A 19,883-nucleotide genomic window follows, 5' to 3' on the forward strand; every position below is an offset into this window, starting at 1 on the left:
TTTTCATCCTATTCATTATTTCCAAAAAAGCATTTTGGTATCGGTTCCCCTGCATTGAAAAGTAATCTGCTTCGGCAGACAAGTCTTTTAAGGAACACGCTTATTCTCATTATACATTTGATAAGACATTGTTTTACTGCCCTTTATCATCGATGGTTAATTGTAAGTAGTTGTGCTTTTAGGTTTTTAACTGCCGCTTTAATAATGATCGGCTTTATAGCAAATGCGCAAACCAATACACAGGAGGAAGATATACGTGATATTTTGGAAAGCGTGGCCGAAAACCTTCCCGATGATTACGATATGACCGAGTTGGTTGATGTATTGGAAAGGTATCGTAAACACCCGATTAACCTGAACAGAACATCGGCTGATGAGCTAAATACTCTGGTATTTTTATCTCCGCTGCAGATTGCTAATTTCTTTACCCATATCAAGGAAAACGGCCCACTTGCCGATGTGCTGGAATTACAAAGTATCCCTGGCTTTGATGTTAAAACGGTTCAAACCCTGCTCCCATTTATAACCTTAACCGATATGACTCATTATCAGCAAATCGGTTTTAAAAACCTTATTCATGCAGGTGAGAATGACATCATGATGCGGCTGGCGCGAACCTTGCAAAAACAGAAAGGCTACACCGATTTACCTGGAAACCGGTATTTAGGTTCACCAGAAAAATTTCAGATGCGATATCGGTATCAATACAGCTCAATTCTATCAGCAGCCTTCACCTTGGATAAAGATGCGGGAGAAAAATTTATTGGCAAACCTTTCGATTTTTATTCAGGTAACATCGCGCTATTCAAATTGGGCAAATTAAAAAAATTGGTGATTGGCGATTATACGCAGCAGTTTGGGCAGGGCCTAACCTTATGGTCGGGTTTTTCTTTTGGCAAAGGACCTGATGTTACCAGCGTAGCTAAAAAAGATTTGGGTTTAAGACCTTACAATTCTACCAACGAGTACTCCTTTTTTAGAGGCGTGGCTGCAACCCTTAACTTATTTAAGAATGTAGATATAACCCCATTTATTTCTTTCCGCAAGCTGGATGCGAGTCAAAAGTTAGATGCCGATGGAAATTTAGTTCAGTCAACGATCAATCAAACCGGTTTGCACAGAACAACTACAGAGCTTAAAAATAAAGGTGTTTTGGCACAGACCGTATTTGGCACCACTGTTCAATATGCTAAAAACGACTTTGCCATTGGGGCAATTGCCTATCATACCCATTTTAAGAGTCGTTTTATCACACAGACTGCAGCTTATGACCGGTATAGTTTTACAGGAAAATCTTTAACCAACATGGGGTTATTTTATAATTATACCTATAAAAACATGTATCTATATGGAGAGGGCGCTAAAGGTTTAGGTGGTGGCTTTGCTTATATTAATGGTGTATTGGTGAGTTTATCATCGACAGTTTCTGCGGCTTTAACCTATCGCAATTATGCCAAAGATTACCATAGTTTCTTTAATCAGGCAGTATCCGAATCGAGTGAGGCGGTAAATGAAAGGGGCTTATATGCAGGATTAAATATCAACCCAAATAAACGTTGGGCATTCTCTTTTTATGGAGATTTATTCCGGTTTCCCTGGTTAAAATACCGTGTGGATGAGCCTTCGAAGGGCTATGAAGTTTTAGCGCAAGCCATTTATATGCCCAGCAAAGCTTTCAAAATTTTGGTCCGGTACAAATCAGAAAAAAAGCAACAGAACACCGATCTGAATGTACCGGTAAAGTTTTTAGACGACGTAAAAAGAGATGGCTACCGTACGGAAACAAATTGGCAACTGAATAAGAACTGGCAATTTCAAAACCGCCTGGAGATTTCCCAATATAAGAAAGGAAGTGCCAAAAGGGAATTTGGATACCTCATTTATCAGGATGTAGACTATTCGCCAATGTTTGCCAGGTTAAGTGGAAATGTACGGTTTGCATATTTTAATACGCCGAGTTATAATAGTAGAATTTACGCTTACGAAGATGATGTGTTATACAGTTTTGCCTTTGGAATGTATAATGGAAAAGGGTTTAGAACCTATCTGAACCTGAGATATAATGTGATCAAAAAGCTCAATGTCTGGTTTCGATATGGGCTGTTTATTTATCAGGACGTAAAAACGGTAGGTACCTATCTTGACGAGATTAAGGGTAATCAAAAATCGGAGGTTAAAATACAGGTACGCTATCAATTTTAACCGATGTTTAAAACGGAATATATTTTTGCCAGAATCCTCCTGCCTTTCATTATGGGTATCTGTATTTTTTATTATTTCCCGTCATTGACATCTGTTAAATGCTTGATCATAATTGTATTCACTATTTTAACAGGACTCTTATTCTTAAATGTTGTTTATAAAAAATACAATGTATACCGTTATAAAGGCACCGTTGGTTTTTTAATTTACATTTTTTTCCTCAGCCTTGGTGGCTTATTTTGCCTGCTCAAAAATGAAAGGTTAAAACAAAACTACTTTGCAAACGGCGGGTGCAATCATTTTAAAGTTTGGGTAAATAGCGAACCTCAACAGAATCATGATATTGTACGCTTAAAGGTTGAAATACTATCCGGGTATCGGAGAGATAAGCAGATCAAGGCATCAGGCCAATTGTTGCTGAACGTCAAATTAGATAGCCTGAAACCCCTCAGGATAAAATACGGCGATGAAATGATGATCTCAGTTAGATACACCGAAATAGAACCTCCATACAACCCTGCAGAATTTGACTTTAAGGCTTGGCTGGCCAGTCAGCATATTTATCATCAGGCATTTATAGGTCAGGATCACATGACTAGCACCAAAAACAACGTTGGCAATCCGATCAAAAAAATAGCCTTAAGCTTAAGGGAAAGGCAAGTTGCAAAATATAGAAGTTTGATTAAAAGTGATGAGGCTTTTGCCGTGGCCTCTACCCTTATTTTAGGATACCGTGCTGATTTAAGTAAAGAAACGTTGTCGGCTTACTCCAAAACAGGAACCATTCATGCTTTATCCGTTTCAGGGGCGCATGTAGCCATCATCTATGTCATTTTGGATTTTATGTTTTTCTTTTTGAATAATAACCGGACGTTAAGAATACTGAAACTGATGTTCATCTGCACCTTGATCTGGGGATATGCCTTGATTACCGGTTTATCGCCCTCTGTCGTCCGTTCAGCCATCATGATCAGTATTTTAATCGCGGCCAAAGTTTTATCGAAGAAAACCAATAGTTACAATGTATTGGCCTTTTCGGCATTTTGTCAACTCGTTTACAATCCATTTTTAATCTGGGATGTGGGCTTTCAACTTTCCTATCTCGCCGTATTTGGCCTGATTTATCTTCAGCCCAAAATATACAAGCTTCTCTACACTGATAGTGGTTGGTTGGATAAAATATGGAGTCTGACATCTATGTCTCTTGCTGCGCAAATAGTCACATTTCCATTGAGTATCTATTATTTTCATCAATTCCCCCTTTATTTTTTATTTGCTAATCTTTTCATAACCATTCCGTTAATATTAATGATGTATTTAGGGATTGCTGTATTAATCCCATCGTTCGGATTTCTGGCTCCGGTATTCGAATGGATTATAAATTTTACAAATGCAGTGCTAAACTGGATCGCCAATTTGCCATACGCCAGCTTTTCATCCATATGGATTGATCGGCCAGAATTTATGTTATTGAGTTGCTCGCTGGGCATGTTCATTTATGCATTGACAAAACTTAACAAGCGATTTTTATTTGGCTCTTTATTCTTATTTGTCTGTTATCAACTTTTGATTTTGCGCGATGACCTGATGGTTTTTCAGCAGCGGAAAATTATTTTCTTTTCGTTGAGAAAAAATTATGCGGCCGCCTTTATTGATGGAAAGGAAGCGGTTTTGGTTTCGGATTTAAATCGTGAAGATAAAAACTATACCTTTTCGGTTGAACCTGCATTATCTCAGCTGCAGGTAGATAACATACATTTTATAAGTTTAAAAAAAGACACTGTTTTAAAGCGCTTCGTATCAAACAACAATCATATTGCCTTTTTTCAATATAAAATGCTCCTGGTTGATGAAGATTTGAATGATAAAGAGATCAATGGAAATGCCAGCTTTTCTAGCATCTGGATAAGTGGAAATACAAAATTTAATTTAGCAAAAATACACCGAGATATTAAATATAAAACGGCAATAATAGATGCGACCAATAAAGATTATAAAATTTGGATCTTTAAAAAAGAATTCGAGAATAATAATATAGATGTATATGTTTTAAAGAAAAATAAAGCATATTTGGTGCAACTAAGCCAATAACATGGAAAATCTGGTTTTATATCAGGTTGCTGAAAGGATAGCAACAATAACAATCAACAGGCCCGAAAAGAGAAATGCGCTAAACCCACAACTTGTTGCCGAGTTAACTGCAGCATTTATAAGGGCATCAGAAGATGATCTGGTGAAAGTGGTCATATTAAATGCAAATGGCGATGCGTTCAGCGCAGGTGCAGACCTGGCCTATCTTCAACAATTACAACACAATACGTTTGAAGAAAACGTAGCCGATTCCAATCATTTAAAAAAACTCTTCACAACGATTTATTATCTGCCAAAGGTTGTGATTGCTCAGGTAGAGGGACATGCTATTGCCGGTGGCTGTGGTTTGGCAACCGTTTGCGATATCATTTTTGCAACCCCTGAAAGTAATTTTGGCTATACCGAAGTAAAAATCGGCTTTGTTCCGGCTATAGTTTCCTGTTTTTTAAAACAGAAGGTAAGCGAATCCATCGCCAAAGAAATTTTACTAACCGGCAAAACTTTCTCTGCGGAGCAGGCATTAAAATATAATTTGATCAATTTTGTAACAAATTCATCCGATATCCATCAAAAAACACGAGAATTTGCATTAAGTTTGTGTACAGGAAGTTCGGGCAATTCGCTGATGATAACCAAACAGCTGATTACCCAAACGGTTAATCTGCATTTAGAAAAGAGTTTGGAAACCGCAGTACAGATTAATGCGAGGGTAAGAGAAAGTGAGGATTTTAAAAAAGGGATCTCGTCATTTTTAAATAAAGAGAAAATTAATTGGTAAATAACTTAACAACAATAAAAACATGTTCAAATCAATCAAAACCAGCATTGTAGCTTTAATCTTGGTGAGTACAGCTATAATTGCCCATGCACAAAAGAAAGTTGCTGAAGGTACTTTAGTATTTGCTGTAACGGCAAATGGTACCACAACTGAAGTTAAAACTAAATTTAATGGCAACTTAACTAAAATCGAAATTGAAAATGGCCCCGCCCTGGTAAATATCATTTCGAATACAGCGGATAAAACCGGATTATTATTGATTGATGTTCCGGTAGCTCAAAAACAGTTTGCAGTAAAGGTGAGCAAAGCAGAAACAGAAGCACAGGAAGCTTTAATGCCAAAATATTCTGATTATAAAGCAACTGGCGAAAAACAGACCATTGCCGGATTTAATGCAGAAAAGTATACCTACAAAGATGACAAAGGCGGAGCGCATGAATTATGGGCAACAAAAGATGTTGATATTGCTGCAATTACAAGTGGAGGCCTATTTAAAGGCTTGGGTGCACTTCCTGTAAAATATTCTGCATTAATTAACGGTGTAAATTCTGACCTGGTTTTAAAATCTCTTTCTGAAGCCAAAGTTGGTGCCATTAATACTGAAGTGCCTGCCGGTTATGAAGTAGTAACTATGGAGGATTTGAAAGCCATGCAAGGTGGTGGTGAATAATTAACCAATTCAAGGTAATTTACAGCTTTTTAACTGCAGGCTTTTTATTTAAATTAGCCCGAAAGTTAAAAAGCTTTTTTTATGTCCAAAAATTATATATGATTAAAAAATTATTATTCAGATTATCAGTTGCTTGTATAGCATTTTGTTCGCTTATTGATGCAAAAGCTCAAAATATCAACTGGGCAAAAGATGGTAATTCCTACTATCAGATTGCAAATGGAGAAATTATTTCGGTTGCCCTCCCTAAAGGTGATAGAAAAACAGTCATATCCAGGGCATTGTTAACACCTGCCGGAAAAGCTAATGCCATTCCGGTAAGGAGTTTTCAACTGTCTGACGATGGTACAAAAGCATTAATCTACACCAACAGTAAAAAAGTTTGGCGTTACGATACCCGTGGTGATTATTGGCTGGCTGATTTAACCGCGAATAAGATTACCCAGATTGGAAAAGACAAACCAGCCTCATCATTAATGTTTGCCAAATTATCGCCTGATGGCAGCAAAGTAGCCTATGTAAGCAAACATAACCTATATGTAGAAAATGTTGATGGTACCGGGGCCAAAGCTTTAACAACTGATGGTACAGAACGCATGATTAATGGTACTTTCGATTGGGTTTATGAAGAAGAATTTGATTGCCGGGATGGCTTTAGATGGAGTCCGGATGGTAAATCTATCGCATATTGGCAGCTGGATGCAACCAAGATCAAAAATTTCTTAATGATCAATAATACCGATTCTATTTATCCATTTACCATTCCTGTAGAATATCCAAAGGTGGGGCAAAACCCATCTGCCTGCAAAGTTGGCGTAGTTGATATTGCAACAGCCAAAACCAACTGGTTAGATGTTCCTGGTGATAATATTCAGCACTATATTCCACGCATGCAGTGGGTACCCAACAGTAACAATATTATTTTACAGCAGCTGAACCGTGAGCAGAATGAAAGTATCGTATTTATCTGTAATGCAGCTACGGGATCAGCAAAAGCTGTTTATACCGAGAAAGCCAAAGCCTGGATTGATGCACAGGATGAATGGAAATGGTTAAACGATAACAAAGAGTTTACCATTGTATCAGATAAAGATGGCTGGAACCACCTGTACAGGGTTAGTTTGGATGGGAAGAAAGAAACATTGGTTACGAAAGGTAATTATGATGTAATTGATGTAAAACTGATTGATGTAAAAAATAACCAGGTTTATTTCCTGGCCTCGCCAACAAATGCAACCCAGAAATATCTCTTTAAAACCAAATTGGATGGAAAAGGTAAGCTGGAGCAGGTTACACCATCTGTTTTACCGGGCACCCACAATTACGACATTTCACCTAATGCGGCTTTTGCCCGCCATTCTTATAACAGTTCGGTTGTTAGATTCATTACAGAATGGATGAACTTTACTACCGGAAATCCATTTACAATGGATGGAAGCATTACTTCGCAACTGGCGAAACAATCAGTATCGAAAAACAAGGTTGAGTTTTTTAAAGTAACGACCGAAGATGGAATTGAAATGGATGGGTGGATGAAAAAGCCGGATAACTTTAATCCAGATAAAAAGTATCCCGTTTTATTTTATGTATATGGTGAGCCTGCAGGTGCAACAGCGCTGGATGTTGACGGTGCCGGCACAAATCATTTATATGACGGCGATATGGCTAAAGATGGTTATATCTATATTTCAATGGATAATAGAGGTGCACCTGTTCCGAAAGGGAGCGCCTGGCGTAAAAGCATCTATAAAAATATTGGTGTAATTAATATCCGCGATCAGGCAATGGCCGCTAAAAAATTATTGGCTACCCATGCGTATATGGATAAAGACCGTGTAGCGGTTTGGGGATGGAGCGGAGGCGGCTCTTCTACATTAAACCTGATGTTCCAATATCCTGAAATTTATAAAACAGGTATTGCTATTGCGGCGGTTGGTAATCAGTTAACCTATGATAATGTTTATCAGGAACGTTATATGGGTACACCTTTTCCGAGCAAAGAGGCATACATTAAAGGTTCGCCAATTACACATGCTAAAAACCTAAAAGGCAATTTGTTGTATATCCATGGCACGGGCGACGATAATGTGCATTATCAAAATGCCGAAATGCTGATTAATGAGTTAATTAAAAACGGAAAGGTTTTTCAACTGATGAGCTATCCAAACCGTACTCACAGCATTTCTGAAGGTGAAGGTACCAGCAAACACTTATCTTTAACCTACACTAAGTTTTTAAAAGAAAATTGCCCTCCGGGAGCAAGATAGAAATTTAGAAGCAGCTTTCGGGCTGCTTTTTTTATGCAATAAACATTTGAATCAGCATGGCCGTTACAATGGCGATACCAAAGCTTAACAAAGTTCCAATCAGTACATATTCGGTTAATTTGAGATCGTGTTTTTCTTTTAAATCACCGAACCGGAATATGGATTTCGCTGCAAGTAAAAAACCAACGGCCTCAAAATGGTTGGTAAGAATAAACAGAAAAATCAAAGTCCTTTCCAATATCCCGATGTATTTGCCCGCGTTCTCCAAAGATTTAGGGCTGTCAGGCTGGTTATCAGGAATCCATTTAGCAATAATCACTTTCATGATAATTGATGTAGGGAGGGTTAAAAATAAGGCGCCTGAAATAAGTAGCCAGGTGTGCGGATTGTTTAAAAAAACAATATTTAAACTTCCATTATAGAAAAGATGCCATACAGCTACAATCGAGCTGAAATGCAAAACCTGATCAACAAAAAACAGTATCCGTGCATTTTTTTGGGTTTGAAAGATGGATTTTAGCGCATCAATAATCAAATGGATTACACCTATTGTTAATGCCGTTTTCCAAACATCAAAGCTCAAAAAAACAATAAATATCAAAGCCACATGGATCATTACATGCAAATAGAGCTTGCCTGACTTTAATTTTTTCCTTTCCTTATCTTTTACCCAGGCATTAGGCTGCAAAAAGAAATCCCCGATTAAATGGGCAAGAATAAGTTTGATTAAATAGATGTCCATTATTTTAAAATCATTTGCTTCAATTTTTTACGGTAAATCCTGTCCATTTCCATGATTTCGCTGTAATGTGCGCGTTTTAATGCTTCACTAACCGATGATTGCGTCCGGCCTGAAATAGCGGCCAGTTCGCTCTGCAATAAATCGTTATTTTCCAGGGCCATTTTTACCATTTCGGCAGCTACAACACCCCAACTATCCATCGCAATCAACGATAACTTGATTAAAACATTAATTTCCTCGTCAAAATCAGCAGAATCTGTTTTAACTGCTAAATTAACCTTAGCCTGTTTTAAACTGTCAAAAGCCGCTCCTGAATACACAAAAGCATCTCCACTGGATTCTGAAAGTTTTTTACGTTTAGTTTTTATTGCTCCAATTCCGATTCCCATTCGTACATCTGCAGGTTTATTTACCTTGATGCAGGCTTTTAAATAGGCCGCGGTTTTGATGGCATTTTCTGGTCCTACTTCTAACTGAAAGCTATCTCCCCGATAAATTTCCCACTTACCACTATGATCAGAGACTGCTTTTAAGCCCGTTTTCAGGTCCGATAACCAGCTGTCTTTAATTTTTCTTGAGCCTATAATATCACCTGTTATAATACAAATCATATTACAATATCGAACTTATTATTCATATTTTAAAATAATATCGGGTATTTAGCCGATATTTCAAATTATCGGGTATTTAGCCGATATTTAAAATTATCGGGTATTTAGCCGATAATCATCCAAAACTAATCATTGGTTTTATTGTTAAGTAGCTATGGCATTAATAGAATTTACCAAAAGAGGAATTTACTGTAAGCAGGGTGATTTTTATGTAGACCCCTGGTGGCCTGTAGATTATGCAGTAACTACACACGGCCATAGCGATCATGTTCGTTTCGGAAATAAATACTACCTCTGCCATACGTTAACCAAACCCATCATCAAACGCAGGATCAGTGAAGATTTAAACGTAGAAACACTGGAGTATGGAGAAAGCATTACCCGTAATGGCGTAAATATTTCTTTTTTTCCGGCCGGACATATTATTGGCTCTGCACAGGTGCGATTGGAATATAAAGGTGAAATTTGCGTCATCTCTGGTGATTATAAAATTGAAGATGATGGCATCACCACACCATTCGAGGCTGTAAAATGTCATTCTTTTGTTTCAGAAAGCACTTTTGGTCTGCCGGTTTACAAATGGCAAAAACAGGAAATTGTTTTCAACGGAATAAGGAACTGGGTTAATGATAACATCAATCAACAGAAAACAAGTGTATTAATTGCCTATAGTTTGGGCAAAGCGCAGCGTTTAATTAAAAACCTGGCCGGCAATACCCCTATTTATGTACATAACAGCATTGCCAACCTTAATGAAGTGATTATAGAAGCTGGTGTAAAGCTTCCCAAAACCATTAGGATTACTCCTGAAACCACAAAAGACGAGTTACAGAAAGGAATTGTAATTGTACCGCCCGCCATGCGCGATAGCCGCTGGATCAAAAATTTATCCCACCCGGTTACCGGTATATGTTCTGGCTGGATGCAGGTACGGGCACACCGCCGCTGGCAAAGTGCTGATGCCGGTTTTGCGCTGAGCGACCATGCAGACTGGCTTGGCTTAATGGAAGCCATTACTGCAACAGGTGCCGAAAAAGTATATGTCACACACGGTTTTACAGCCGCTTTTAGCCGCTTTTTAAATGATGAGGGAATAGAAGCAGCAGAAGTTTTAACCAGGTTTGGCCAGGAAGATGATGAAGAAAACAAAGTTGATTTAGCCGGGCAGAACGAAAATAAACAACCATGAAACGCTTTGCAAAACTGATCCAGCAGCTCGAACTGAGCAATAAAACCAACGATAAAATCGCGGCCCTGGTTGATTATTTTAACTATGCCGACGATAAAGATAAAGTATGGGTAATAGCCTTATTTACGGGTAAGAAACCTAAAAGACCAATTAAATCAGCCTTGTTGAAATACTGGGCGATAGACATTACCCAAACACCAGAATGGTTATTTGCTGAAAGCTATGCTAATGTTGGCGATTTAAGCGAAACCATTGCCTTACTATTGCCCCCTGCTGAGAATACCTCTGACTTTCAACTACATAAATGGGTTGAAGATTTGCACGATTTAGAAGGTAAAGATGATGAAACCAAAAAAGATTTTATTTTAAGTGCCTGGAATAAACTCGAAACGCAGGAACGTTTTATCTTTAACAAATTGATTTCGGGTAATTTCAGGATTGGTGTGTCCAATAAAATGCTGGTGAATGCTTTGGCCAAACAAAGCAGCTTAGATAGCGCTCAGATTATGCACAGTATTATGGGAAAATGGAACCCTTATGAAATTACCTTTCATGAGCTGATTAATGGCATCCATGTAAATACAGATAATTCCTGGCCTTACCCCTTTTGCCTGGCATATGCACTGGAGCAAGAGCCCGAAAAACTAGGCGATATTGCTGAATGGCAGGCCGAATGGAAATGGGATGGTATCCGCGGGCAGATTGTAAAGCGCAATGGAGAACTTTTTATCTGGAGCCGTGGAGAAGAACTGGTTACAGAACAGTTTCCCGAATTGCATTTTATGATCGATGTTCTGCCTGATGGTGTAGTTTTAGACGGCGAAATACTGGCAGTACAAGATAAACAGGTTTTATCATTTAGCACATTACAACAGCGTTTAAACCGGAAAACGATTAGTAAAAAACAACTGGACGATGCGCCCATCGGATTTTTTGTTTATGATATTTTAGAATATAGAGCTAAGGATTTCAGGGAAGAACCTTTAAGCATAAGGCGTAATACATTAGAAAAGCTGATCGGTGGTTTAGACGAAAGTCCGGTGATGATATCTCCTGTGATCAATTGCAGCTCGTGGGAGGAGCTGGCAGATTTAAGACAAACCTCGCGTTCCATTAACAGTGAAGGCATTATGCTTAAAAAATTAAATTCTCACTATCACAGCGGAAGAAAACGTGGCGATTGGTGGAAATGGAAAATTAACCCCTATACCGTTGATGCAGTAATGATTTATGCGCAAAAAGGAAGTGGAAGAAGGGCTAATTTTTTTACTGATTATACCTTTGCCGTTCGTGACGGCGAAAATTTGGTGACGATTGCCAAAGCTTACTCCGGCTTAACAGATAAAGAAATTAAAGAAGTAAATGCTTTTGTAAACCGTAATGCAATTGAAAAATTCGGTCCGGTACGCACCGTAAAACCCGAACTGGTTTTTGAAATTGCGTTTGAGGGAATTGCAGAAAGCAAACGACATAAGGCAGGTTTAGCTTTACGTTTTCCACGTATATTGCGGTGGCGAAAAGATAAAAAAGCTGATGAGATTAATACTTTGGAGGATTTGAGGCAGCTATTGCAATCAACACTTTAGCGTCTCCATGGTCTGTGTCACCACAGACCATTACATCAACTTGAAGATTCCGGTCTTTGGGATATAAACAGATGAGAAAGATTTAATTTGGACGACTGGCCTGACAATGTTAAACCCGACAGAAGCGGCACCCTTTTTTGCTTAATATAATTAATGTTACAATAAAGAATTGCAAAAAAGGTAAAGCATATGGCGGGACTGTTGTTACAGAAGAACCACTGTTATTGCTTTTCAAAACGAACAAGAGAACCTGAAATTATCAATATAAAACCTACAAGGAAAGACATTAAGAATGGACCAAACCAAAACCAAAGGTTATAAAAAGATAAAAGCCTGGTTAAAGGCAAATAAACGCAGGCCTTTTCAATTTCAGGAAGATGCCTGGCAGTATTATCTTAATGGCTATAGCGGTTTGGTTAACGCGCCTACTGGTTTTGGAAAAACATTTTCACTTTTTTTGGCGGTAGTAATTGAAGCTTTAAATGCTTCAGCAACCCATAATAAAAAAGCAAAAGACCGTTTACAATTGATCTGGATTACCCCACTCCGTTCTTTAGCCAAAGATATTGCGAGGGCAATGCGCGAAACTTTACTGGAACTGGAATTGGATTGGCACGTTGGTGTACGAAATGGCGATACTTCGCAGGCAGAAAAAGTACAACAGAAAAAATCGATGCCCGAAATTCTGTTGATAACCCCGGAAAGCCTGCACCTGTTGCTGGCACAAAAAGGCTCATCAACACTGTTCCGTAATCTTAAATGCATTGTGGCGGATGAATGGCACGAACTTTTGGGCAGCAAACGGGGCGTACTGGTTGAGTTAGCCGTTTCCCGTATTAAAGGTTTACAAAAGCTGGAAAAAAACCAATTCTTGAGGATTTGGGGAATTTCAGCAACCATTGGAAATATTGAGGAGGCTTTAGATGTATTGACGCCGGATTTAGCAGCCAAAAGAGTGATTGTTAAGGCCGATCTGGAAAAGAAAATCCAGATTAAATCCATTCTGCCTGATGATATCGATACATTGCCCTGGGCGGGGCATTTGGGTTTAAAGCTTGCCTATAAGCTCTTACCCATTATAGAGAAAAGTAAAACGACGTTAATTTTCATCAATACCCGCGGACAATCGGAAATGTGGTACCAGCATTTGCTGAACATTGAACCCGAACTTGCAGGACGCATTGCCATACATCATGGATCGATAGATTTTGAACTCCGCAACTGGATTGAGGATGCACTACATACGGGACAGCTCAAAGCTGTTATTGCTACTTCATCATTAGATCTGGGCGTAGATTTTAAGCCCGTTGATACAGTGGTTCAGGTAGGATCGCCAAAAGGTGTTGCCAGGTTTTTGCAAAGAGCAGGACGCTCCGGTCACTCCCCTCATGAAATTTCCAAAATATATTTTTTACCAACACACGCGTTAGAGCTGGTTGAGGCGGCAGCGATTAAAGAAGCTGCCAAAACAAACAATATAGAGAGCCGTGAACCCTTTATTATGGTATTTGATACCTTGATCCAATATTTGGTTACGCTGGCCATAGGCGATGGATTTGATGATAAAATTATTTACGAAGAGATTAAGAATACCCATGCCTTTAAACTTATATTACCTGAAGAATGGGCCTGGGTAATGCAGTTTATTACTTCAGGAGGAGATAGTTTAAGTGCCTATACCGAATTCAAAAAAGTAATTAAAGATGAAGACGGACTTTGGAAAGTAAAGAGCAGACAACTGGCCATGCGGCATAGGTTACATATCGGAACCATTGTAAGTGACGCGATGTTGAAAGTGAAATTCATTTCTGGCGGTTATATCGGCATGGTAGAAGAATATTTTGTAACCCGGTTAAAAGCCGGAGATAATTTCCGCCTAGCCGGAAGGGTTCTGGAGTTTGTTCAGGTGAAAGACATGACCGTTGTTGTGCGGGTGAGTAAACAGAAAAATGCTATTTCTCCAAGCTGGAATGGTGGTCGCTTACCCCTATCTTCCAATTTAGGATCAGTTTTAAGAAAAAAATATAATGAAGCCCTGGACAAAACCCATCAGGATGAGGAATTAGACACAGTCTATCCACTATTCTTATTACAGGAAAAACGTTCCCATGTTCCCAAAAACGACGAGTTACTGATAGAGCTTATTAACAATAAAGAAGATTTTCACCTCTTTGCCTACCCTTTTGAGGGGCGATTGGTACATGAAGTTTTGGCGGCCCTGGTGGCTTATCGCCTGAGTAAACTATTGCCTATCAGTTTTTCTATTGCCATGAACGATTATGGTTTTGAACTTTTAAGTGAAACAGAAATCCCTATGGACGAATCGATTGCCTACGAAGTTTTTTCACCTAAAAATTTAACTGAAGATATTACACAAAGTATCAATTCAACTGAAATGGCAAGAAGGAAATTCAGAGATATTGCCTGCATCTCCGGACTCGTTTTTCAGGGCTATCCTGGCAAATATGTCGCCAATAAACACCTCCAGTCATCTGCTGGTCTGTTTTTTAATGTTTTTAGCGATTATGACAAACATAATTTACTTTTGCGACAGGCATACGATGAGGTTTTTTACCAACAACTGGAAGAACCCAGATTGGCAGCCGCTTTAGAAAGAATTCAAAATGGAGCAATTATTATCACCAATCCAAAAAGTTTCACACCACTGTCTTTTCCTATTAAAGTGGACAGTTTACGCGAAAACATGAGTTCTGAAGAGTTAGAGCAACGGATTGCCAGAATGAAAGCCGAAGCAGAGAGAATTAGATAAAACATTTTCTTGTAACCTGTCTAAAATTAAAAGATCCTTCGACAGGCTCAGGATGACAATAGCGTAAATAAATGACCATTATAAGCCAGGGTGAAGAGTTGATTTTAGATAAAGAAAGGGCTTTGTTCTTACCCAAACATCAGCTTTTAGCAATAAGCGATTTACATTTGGGCAAATCTGCCCATTTTCGTCAGGCCGGTTTGCAAGTGCCGGCAACCATTGCCCAGACAGATTTACAACGTTTAAGCTGGTTAATTAAGCAATATCAGCCTGAAACATTGCTGATCAATGGTGATATGTTTCACCATGGTTTAAATACAGACATTGAAGAGTTTTCTGTTTGGAGAAAGCAATACCAGGAACTTAATTTTTTATTGGTAAAAGGAAATCACGACAGGCTTTCGAACGCGAATTATGCGGAAATGGGCATCGAAATACATGAACCCAGTTTTTGTTTGGGGCCGTTTTGTTTTATTCATGATGCTCCACAATGTACCGAAGATGAATTATACCCCATTAGCGGACACATACATCCAGGGGTTACCATAGTCGGGAAAGCAAAGCAAAGGTTAAAATTCCCTTGCTTTTATTTTGGAAAGGAATACGCCGTTTTACCTGCATTCAGTTTATTTACCGGACTCTATAATATCTATCCTAAAACAAGCGAGCGTATATTTGCAGTCACGCCAAAAAATGTATTGGAAGTTTAAGCATGGGCTTCAATCACCTGTTTCAGTTGCGACGCCTGCAGTACACCGCTTTGCCTCCATACCTGCTTTCCTTTTTTAAACAAAATTAAGGTAGGAACGCTCTGAACATTGAACGATGAAGCCGCTGGCTGATTTTTATCGATATCTACTTTAATAATCGATACCGAGTCGCCTACCTGAGATTTCAATTGTTCCAGGATCGGTTTCATCATTTTGCATGGACCGCACCACTCCGCGAAAAAGTCGACCAGCACTGGTTTATCACCGTTAATTAAATCTGAAAACTTAGACATGATAATTATATTTACTAAGAAAACAAAGGTTAGCTGGATTGGTTTTTATGAGATCTTGCTACTTCTATTGACTCACTCAATATTTTGATAATTAGTTCTGCATCTTCCTGATTGATCCAGTCTACTGCAGTAATTTTAGAAGAACCATCATTAAAGATGATTGATTTTGTATTGGTTGAGAATAAGTAATTGGGTATCGTAAAATATCTGGTGCTTTCGATATCTTTATTCAATATCATTAAATCAGTTATTCCCGTTAAACTAATATATTTTGAGGAAGAAATAAAATCAAATTTCTTTTTAATGATGAGTTTGTTGTTTTGAATACTTAAAATAGTCTTGCCAAATACTTCCCAAAGCCATGTTTTAATAAAGAACAGCCCTATTGCAGTCCATCCTTAAGAACCAAATACTTAATGAGCTTATGGCTTTTAGATTAGCAAGGATTATGATCGAAAAAAAAAGTTCAACAGCTAGCCATACCAACAAAAATGGTGCAAAAGCAATAATAAAGAACCAATTTTTAGTTGAGGAGATTACAAATTCTTTTTTATCATTATTCTCAGCAAAACTGATTCTTTTCATTAATTATACCAGTTTAAAACTAATAGAATTAAGCAGTTACAGGCAGTTCTGCGGCTAAGGCGGCAACCCAATTATCAAATAAAGCCTTTTCAATTTTAATGACCTCAGCTGCATGGTTTTCCCAATCATCAGAAAAACTAACCAGTTGGTTCATCATTTCCTCCAAGTGCCCTTCTTCTTCTAGGATAATTGACTTTACGTTTACCTTACTTTTTGCTTCATCTAAAACCGCCTGATAAATTGGATACAACTCATCTGCACGAACTTCAATGGCATAGGTAACAAATAAGTAAGCAGCAAATTTTAAATCATAACCAGAAAGATTAAATACAGCTTTTAAATAACGACAAACAGCAATATCTAAAGCATGTAAATAATATTTGGTATGATTTGGCGATAACAGCTCGGCGTTGGTATAAGTTTTACAAAGAGCCTCATCAAGCTTCGAAATCTGCTTTTTTAAATAGTAAGCATGACGGTGTTCTTCTGCAGCATGTTTAAGAATAATGAGGTTTACATTTTCTTTATGTTCTGAAGCGGAGATCTTCTTCGCACCTGCATTTTCCATATAAGATAATGTATTTAACCATTTGGCATGCAACACATTATCTGAAACTATTGATTTTAAATTTGAAGCTAACATTATTGATTGTTTAACTACTAGGTTGTTCTAATTTTGTGAATTACACCAATTGAAAAGCCGTTAATTGAAACCTGCGAAATGATTAAATTTCCCTGTTTAGATCCCAGCTTTCTAAATAATCTGCCACCCTACGCACAAACATTCCTCCTAACGAACCATCTACAACCCTGTGATCATATGATAGCGACAAGAACATCATGTGCCTGATCGCAATTACGTCACCATGCTCGGTTTCCAATACGGCAGGTTTCTTTTTGATCGCACCTACCGCCAAAATAGCGACTTGGGGTTGGTTAATAATCGGCGTCCCCATCACATTCCCAAAACTACCTACATTGGTTAAGGTAAAAGTTCCGCCTTGCGTTTCGTCAGGTTTTAACTTTGAATTTCTTGCTCTTGCAGCCAGATCGTTAACAGCCTTGGTTAAGCCTACCAGGTTTAGCTGATCAGCGTTTTTAATTACCGGAACAATTAAGTTGCCACTTGGTAAAGCCGCGGCCATACCAATATTGATATTCCCTTTTTTGATGATCTGGTTCCCATTAACCGAAACATTGATCATCGGGAAATCTTTAATAGCTTTGGCAACCGCCTCCACAAATATTGGGGTAAACGTTATTTTTTCATTTTCACGTTTCTCGAAATTGTTTTTGACTTTATTGCGCCACAATACCATGTTGGTTACATCTGCCTCTACAAAAGAAGTAACATGCGGTGATGTTGCTTTACTCATTACCATATGATCGGAAATGAGCTTGCGCATCCTATCCATCTCGATAACTTCATCTGCACCATTAACACTTGTGGTAGAAGGTTTATTTACAGATGGAGTTTGTGGGGACTGATCATTTTTTTGAAGTACAACTTCGTTAACCGGTGGAGCAGGTGGAGTTAATACCACTGTAGCCGTTTTTGTGGTGCCACTATTTTTCCGGGCAATATAATCCAATAAGTCATCTTTATTTAAACGTCCGTCAACACCAGAACCTTTTATGGCATCTAATTCAGCCAATGAAATATTCTCCTGGGCTGCAATGCTCTTAACCAAAGGAGAATAAAAGCGATCGGATGAACTAAAGTCGGTTGTGTTTACCGCATGATCCTCATCAGGCAACTGTTCAATTCCAGGTATAGCAGCGATCTTTTCTTCTGCCACTGGCTCTTCTGCAACAGGCGCTTCAACTTCAGGAGCGTCGCCACCTTCCGTTTCGATAATGGCAATTACATCCCCTACCTGGGCAACTTCATCTTCAGCAAATAATTGTTTTACCAATTTACCGGCAACCGGCGACGGCACCTCAGAATCTACCTTATCAGTAGCGATTTCTAAAATGGTATCGTCTAATTCAATAACATCACCAGGTTGTTTTACCCATTTAATCACCGTTGCTTCTGCAACACTTTCACCCATTTTTGGTAACAGTAGTTCGTATTGAGCCATATTAAATTACAGTATTATATATTGGTAACGCGACAAAAATACAGTTTTTATTCTTTCTAAACTGTTTCTTTAAGGAGATTTAATAACATCGCTAACGCCGAAGCGGCAGAACGTTCGATGTTTTGAATCCGTTTGTTACTGAAATTAAACACCTTAGCGACCGTTTTGTGTTTTGAAGAAACTGCAATCCAAACCGTACCAACCGGTTTTTCTTCTGTCCCACCATCCGGACCCGCAATACCACTTACTGCAAGTGCATAATCCGTTTTGAAATGTTTAATTGCTCCTTCCGCCATTTCAGTTACGGTTTCTTCGCTTACTGCACCGAAAGTGTTTAAAGTGCTTTCTTTTACACCCAGAATGGATTCCTTAAGTTCGTAAGCGTATGCTACAGCCCCGCCCCAATAAACTGATGAAGATCCGGGATGCTGCGTAATTAAATGTGCAATATATCCGCCAGTACAGCTTTCAGCCGTTGATAAAGTGACCCCTTTACTTTTCATCAGATCCAGAATCGCTTTTTCCATTGGAATATCTTCATCCGTTACCACAAACTTATTCACTTTAGAAATGATCTGCCTGGCGTAATTCTCAACTTCTTTATTCAATTCTGCTTCGCTATGGCCTTTGGCCGATAAGCGTAAGCGAACTTGTCCCAATTTTGGCAGATATGCGAGTTTGATATGTGTCGGCAGGTTATCCTCTATTTCTTCAATCTCTTTGGCCAGAAATGATTCTCCGATATTTGCCGTAAGAATAGTTTTATGTACAATAAACGGCAGCTTAAATCGCTTTGTAATCCTTGGAAGAATCTCGTCATCCATAAGATACATCATCTCATAAGGTACGCCCGGCATTGATACAAAAATCGTATTATTTTGTTCAAACCACATACAGGGTGCAGTACCATTTTTATTGACAATAACGTCACAACCATCAGGGACATCGGCTTGCTGTATATTGATATCCAATAACGGGCGCTTATATTTTTCGAAAATCTGACGGACCATTTCCAATGCAGCGGGGTCATTGCGGAAGCCCATATTAAAATACTTTGCCAAAGTCTTTTTAGTAATATCATCTTTGGTCGGTCCCAGGCCACCGGTAATTAATATCAGATCTGCGCGTTTCTCAGCAAGTTCGAGTGCTTCTAAAATATGCTGTTCGTCATCAGAAACTGAGGTAATCTGCTTAACGGCAACCCCAATTAAATTTAACTGTTTAGCCATCCATGCAGAATTGGTATCAACGATCTGGCCAATGAGTATCTCATCGCCAATGGTAATAATTTCGGCTAGCATAAAT

General features: G+C 38.6%; 16 protein-coding genes. 9 read left to right on the forward strand and 7 right to left on the reverse strand.

Annotated elements, in window-relative coordinates:
* Positions 1-204: 204 nt before the first annotated feature.
* From DV942_RS01680 to DV942_RS01700, 5 genes are all read left to right on the forward strand, one after another.
* Positions 205-2,202, forward strand: coding sequence for a helix-hairpin-helix domain-containing protein (locus DV942_RS01680; RefSeq protein WP_145854732.1), 1,998 nt, complete (start codon positions 205-207; stop codon positions 2,200-2,202).
* A gap of 102 nt (positions 2,203-2,304) precedes the next feature.
* On the forward strand, positions 2,305-4,293 hold the full coding sequence (locus tag DV942_RS01685) for a ComEC/Rec2 family competence protein (protein WP_186462394.1): 1,989 nt from the start codon (positions 2,305-2,307) through the stop codon (positions 4,291-4,293).
* 1 nt (position 4,294) lies between these two features.
* Positions 4,295-5,071, forward strand: coding sequence for an enoyl-CoA hydratase/isomerase family protein (locus tag DV942_RS01690; protein ID WP_145854737.1), 777 nt, complete (start codon positions 4,295-4,297; stop codon positions 5,069-5,071).
* Positions 5,072-5,093: 22 nt separating this feature from the next.
* Positions 5,094-5,741 (forward strand): DUF4412 domain-containing protein, encoded by a 648-nt coding sequence (locus tag DV942_RS01695; RefSeq protein ID WP_090979586.1) that lies wholly within the window; start codon positions 5,094-5,096, stop codon positions 5,739-5,741.
* Between the two features lie 98 nt (positions 5,742-5,839).
* Positions 5,840-8,008, forward strand: a complete 2,169-nt coding sequence (locus tag DV942_RS01700; RefSeq protein ID WP_145854740.1) for a S9 family peptidase — start codon at positions 5,840-5,842, stop codon at positions 8,006-8,008.
* Positions 8,009-8,039: 31 nt separating this feature from the next.
* Here the strand turns inward: DV942_RS01700 and DV942_RS01705 are convergent, their stop codons facing one another.
* Together DV942_RS01705 and DV942_RS01710 are read right to left on the reverse strand one after the other, a co-directional pair.
* The gene (locus tag DV942_RS01705; protein ID WP_145854742.1) at positions 8,040-8,750 is read right to left on the reverse strand and encodes a DUF3307 domain-containing protein; all 711 of its coding nucleotides are present in this window, start codon (positions 8,748-8,750) and stop codon (positions 8,040-8,042) included.
* Positions 8,750-9,361 carry a SatD family protein gene (locus tag DV942_RS01710; protein WP_145854744.1) on the reverse strand — a complete coding sequence of 204 codons (612 nt, stop codon included), beginning with the start codon at positions 9,359-9,361 and terminating at the stop codon, positions 8,750-8,752. Before DV942_RS01710 ends, DV942_RS01705 begins: the two co-directional genes overlap by 1 nt.
* Positions 9,362-9,515: 154 nt before the next feature.
* Here DV942_RS01710 and DV942_RS01715 point away from each other — a divergent pair, with 154 nt between their 5' ends.
* The 4 genes from DV942_RS01715 (at position 9,516) to pdeM (ending at position 15,616) form a co-directional block, all read left to right on the forward strand.
* Positions 9,516-10,550: a ligase-associated DNA damage response exonuclease gene (locus tag DV942_RS01715; protein WP_145854747.1), complete on the forward strand. Its 1,035-nt coding sequence runs from the start codon at positions 9,516-9,518 to the stop codon at positions 10,548-10,550.
* Positions 10,547-12,136 (forward strand): ATP-dependent DNA ligase, encoded by a 1,590-nt coding sequence (locus tag DV942_RS01720; RefSeq protein ID WP_145854749.1) that lies wholly within the window; start codon positions 10,547-10,549, stop codon positions 12,134-12,136. Before DV942_RS01715 ends, DV942_RS01720 begins: the two co-directional genes overlap by 4 nt.
* A 292-nt stretch (positions 12,137-12,428) precedes the next feature.
* Positions 12,429-14,906 (forward strand): ligase-associated DNA damage response DEXH box helicase, encoded by a 2,478-nt coding sequence (locus DV942_RS01725; RefSeq protein WP_145854752.1) that lies wholly within the window; start codon positions 12,429-12,431, stop codon positions 14,904-14,906.
* A gap of 71 nt (positions 14,907-14,977) precedes the next feature.
* Positions 14,978-15,616 carry a ligase-associated DNA damage response endonuclease PdeM gene (gene pdeM, locus DV942_RS01730; RefSeq protein ID WP_145854754.1) on the forward strand — a complete coding sequence of 213 codons (639 nt, stop codon included), beginning with the start codon at positions 14,978-14,980 and terminating at the stop codon, positions 15,614-15,616.
* Here the strand turns inward: pdeM and trxA are convergent.
* The 5 genes from trxA to DV942_RS01755 all read right to left on the reverse strand — a co-directional run bounded on the left by trxA (position 15,613) and on the right by DV942_RS01755 (position 19,879).
* On the reverse strand, positions 15,613-15,909 hold the full coding sequence (gene trxA, locus DV942_RS01735) for a thioredoxin (protein ID WP_145854756.1): 297 nt from the start codon (positions 15,907-15,909) through the stop codon (positions 15,613-15,615). The genes pdeM and trxA overlap by 4 nt on opposite strands.
* A 29-nt stretch (positions 15,910-15,938) precedes the next feature.
* Positions 15,939-16,148 carry a hypothetical protein gene (locus tag DV942_RS01740; RefSeq protein ID WP_145854758.1) on the reverse strand — a complete coding sequence of 70 codons (210 nt, stop codon included), beginning with the start codon at positions 16,146-16,148 and terminating at the stop codon, positions 15,939-15,941.
* 374 nt (positions 16,149-16,522) lie between these two features.
* Positions 16,523-17,137 carry a hypothetical protein gene (locus DV942_RS01745; RefSeq protein ID WP_145854760.1) on the reverse strand — a complete coding sequence of 205 codons (615 nt, stop codon included), beginning with the start codon at positions 17,135-17,137 and terminating at the stop codon, positions 16,523-16,525.
* An 82-nt stretch (positions 17,138-17,219) separates the two neighbouring features.
* Positions 17,220-18,578 (reverse strand): dihydrolipoamide acetyltransferase family protein, encoded by a 1,359-nt coding sequence (locus tag DV942_RS01750; RefSeq protein WP_145854762.1) that lies wholly within the window; start codon positions 18,576-18,578, stop codon positions 17,220-17,222.
* Positions 18,579-18,634: 56 nt separating this feature from the next.
* Entirely contained in the window at positions 18,635-19,879 is a 1,245-nt protein-coding gene (locus DV942_RS01755; protein ID WP_145854764.1) for a competence/damage-inducible protein A, read from the reverse strand.
* Between the last annotated feature and the right edge of the window lie 4 nt (positions 19,880-19,883).

This window comes from Pedobacter suwonensis, from assembly GCF_007833675.1.
Lineage (GTDB): Bacteria > Bacteroidota > Bacteroidia > Sphingobacteriales > Sphingobacteriaceae > Pedobacter > Pedobacter suwonensis.

Coding starts and splice junctions, on each gene's coding strand:
- DV942_RS01680 (WP_145854732.1), top strand. CDS start 205: ATGATCGGCTTTATAGCAAATGCGCAAACCAATACACAGGAGGAAGAT.
- DV942_RS01690 (WP_145854737.1), top strand. CDS start 4,295: ATGGAAAATCTGGTTTTATATCAGGTTGCTGAAAGGATAGCAACAATA.
- DV942_RS01695 (WP_090979586.1), top strand. CDS start 5,094: ATGTTCAAATCAATCAAAACCAGCATTGTAGCTTTAATCTTGGTGAGT.
- DV942_RS01700 (WP_145854740.1), top strand. CDS start 5,840: ATGATTAAAAAATTATTATTCAGATTATCAGTTGCTTGTATAGCATTT.
- DV942_RS01705 (WP_145854742.1), bottom strand. CDS start 8,750: ATGGACATCTATTTAATCAAACTTATTCTTGCCCATTTAATCGGGGAT.
- DV942_RS01710 (WP_145854744.1), bottom strand. CDS start 9,361: ATGATTTGTATTATAACAGGTGATATTATAGGCTCAAGAAAAATTAAA.
- DV942_RS01715 (WP_145854747.1), top strand. CDS start 9,516: ATGGCATTAATAGAATTTACCAAAAGAGGAATTTACTGTAAGCAGGGT.
- DV942_RS01720 (WP_145854749.1), top strand. CDS start 10,547: ATGAAACGCTTTGCAAAACTGATCCAGCAGCTCGAACTGAGCAATAAA.
- DV942_RS01725 (WP_145854752.1), top strand. CDS start 12,429: ATGGACCAAACCAAAACCAAAGGTTATAAAAAGATAAAAGCCTGGTTA.
- pdeM (WP_145854754.1), top strand. CDS start 14,978: ATGACCATTATAAGCCAGGGTGAAGAGTTGATTTTAGATAAAGAAAGG.
- trxA (WP_145854756.1), bottom strand. CDS start 15,909: ATGTCTAAGTTTTCAGATTTAATTAACGGTGATAAACCAGTGCTGGTC.
- DV942_RS01740 (WP_145854758.1), bottom strand. CDS start 16,148: ATGATATTGAATAAAGATATCGAAAGCACCAGATATTTTACGATACCC.
- DV942_RS01745 (WP_145854760.1), bottom strand. CDS start 17,137: ATGTTAGCTTCAAATTTAAAATCAATAGTTTCAGATAATGTGTTGCAT.
- DV942_RS01750 (WP_145854762.1), bottom strand. CDS start 18,578: ATGGCTCAATACGAACTACTGTTACCAAAAATGGGTGAAAGTGTTGCA.
- DV942_RS01755 (WP_145854764.1), bottom strand. CDS start 19,879: ATGCTAGCCGAAATTATTACCATTGGCGATGAGATACTCATTGGCCAG.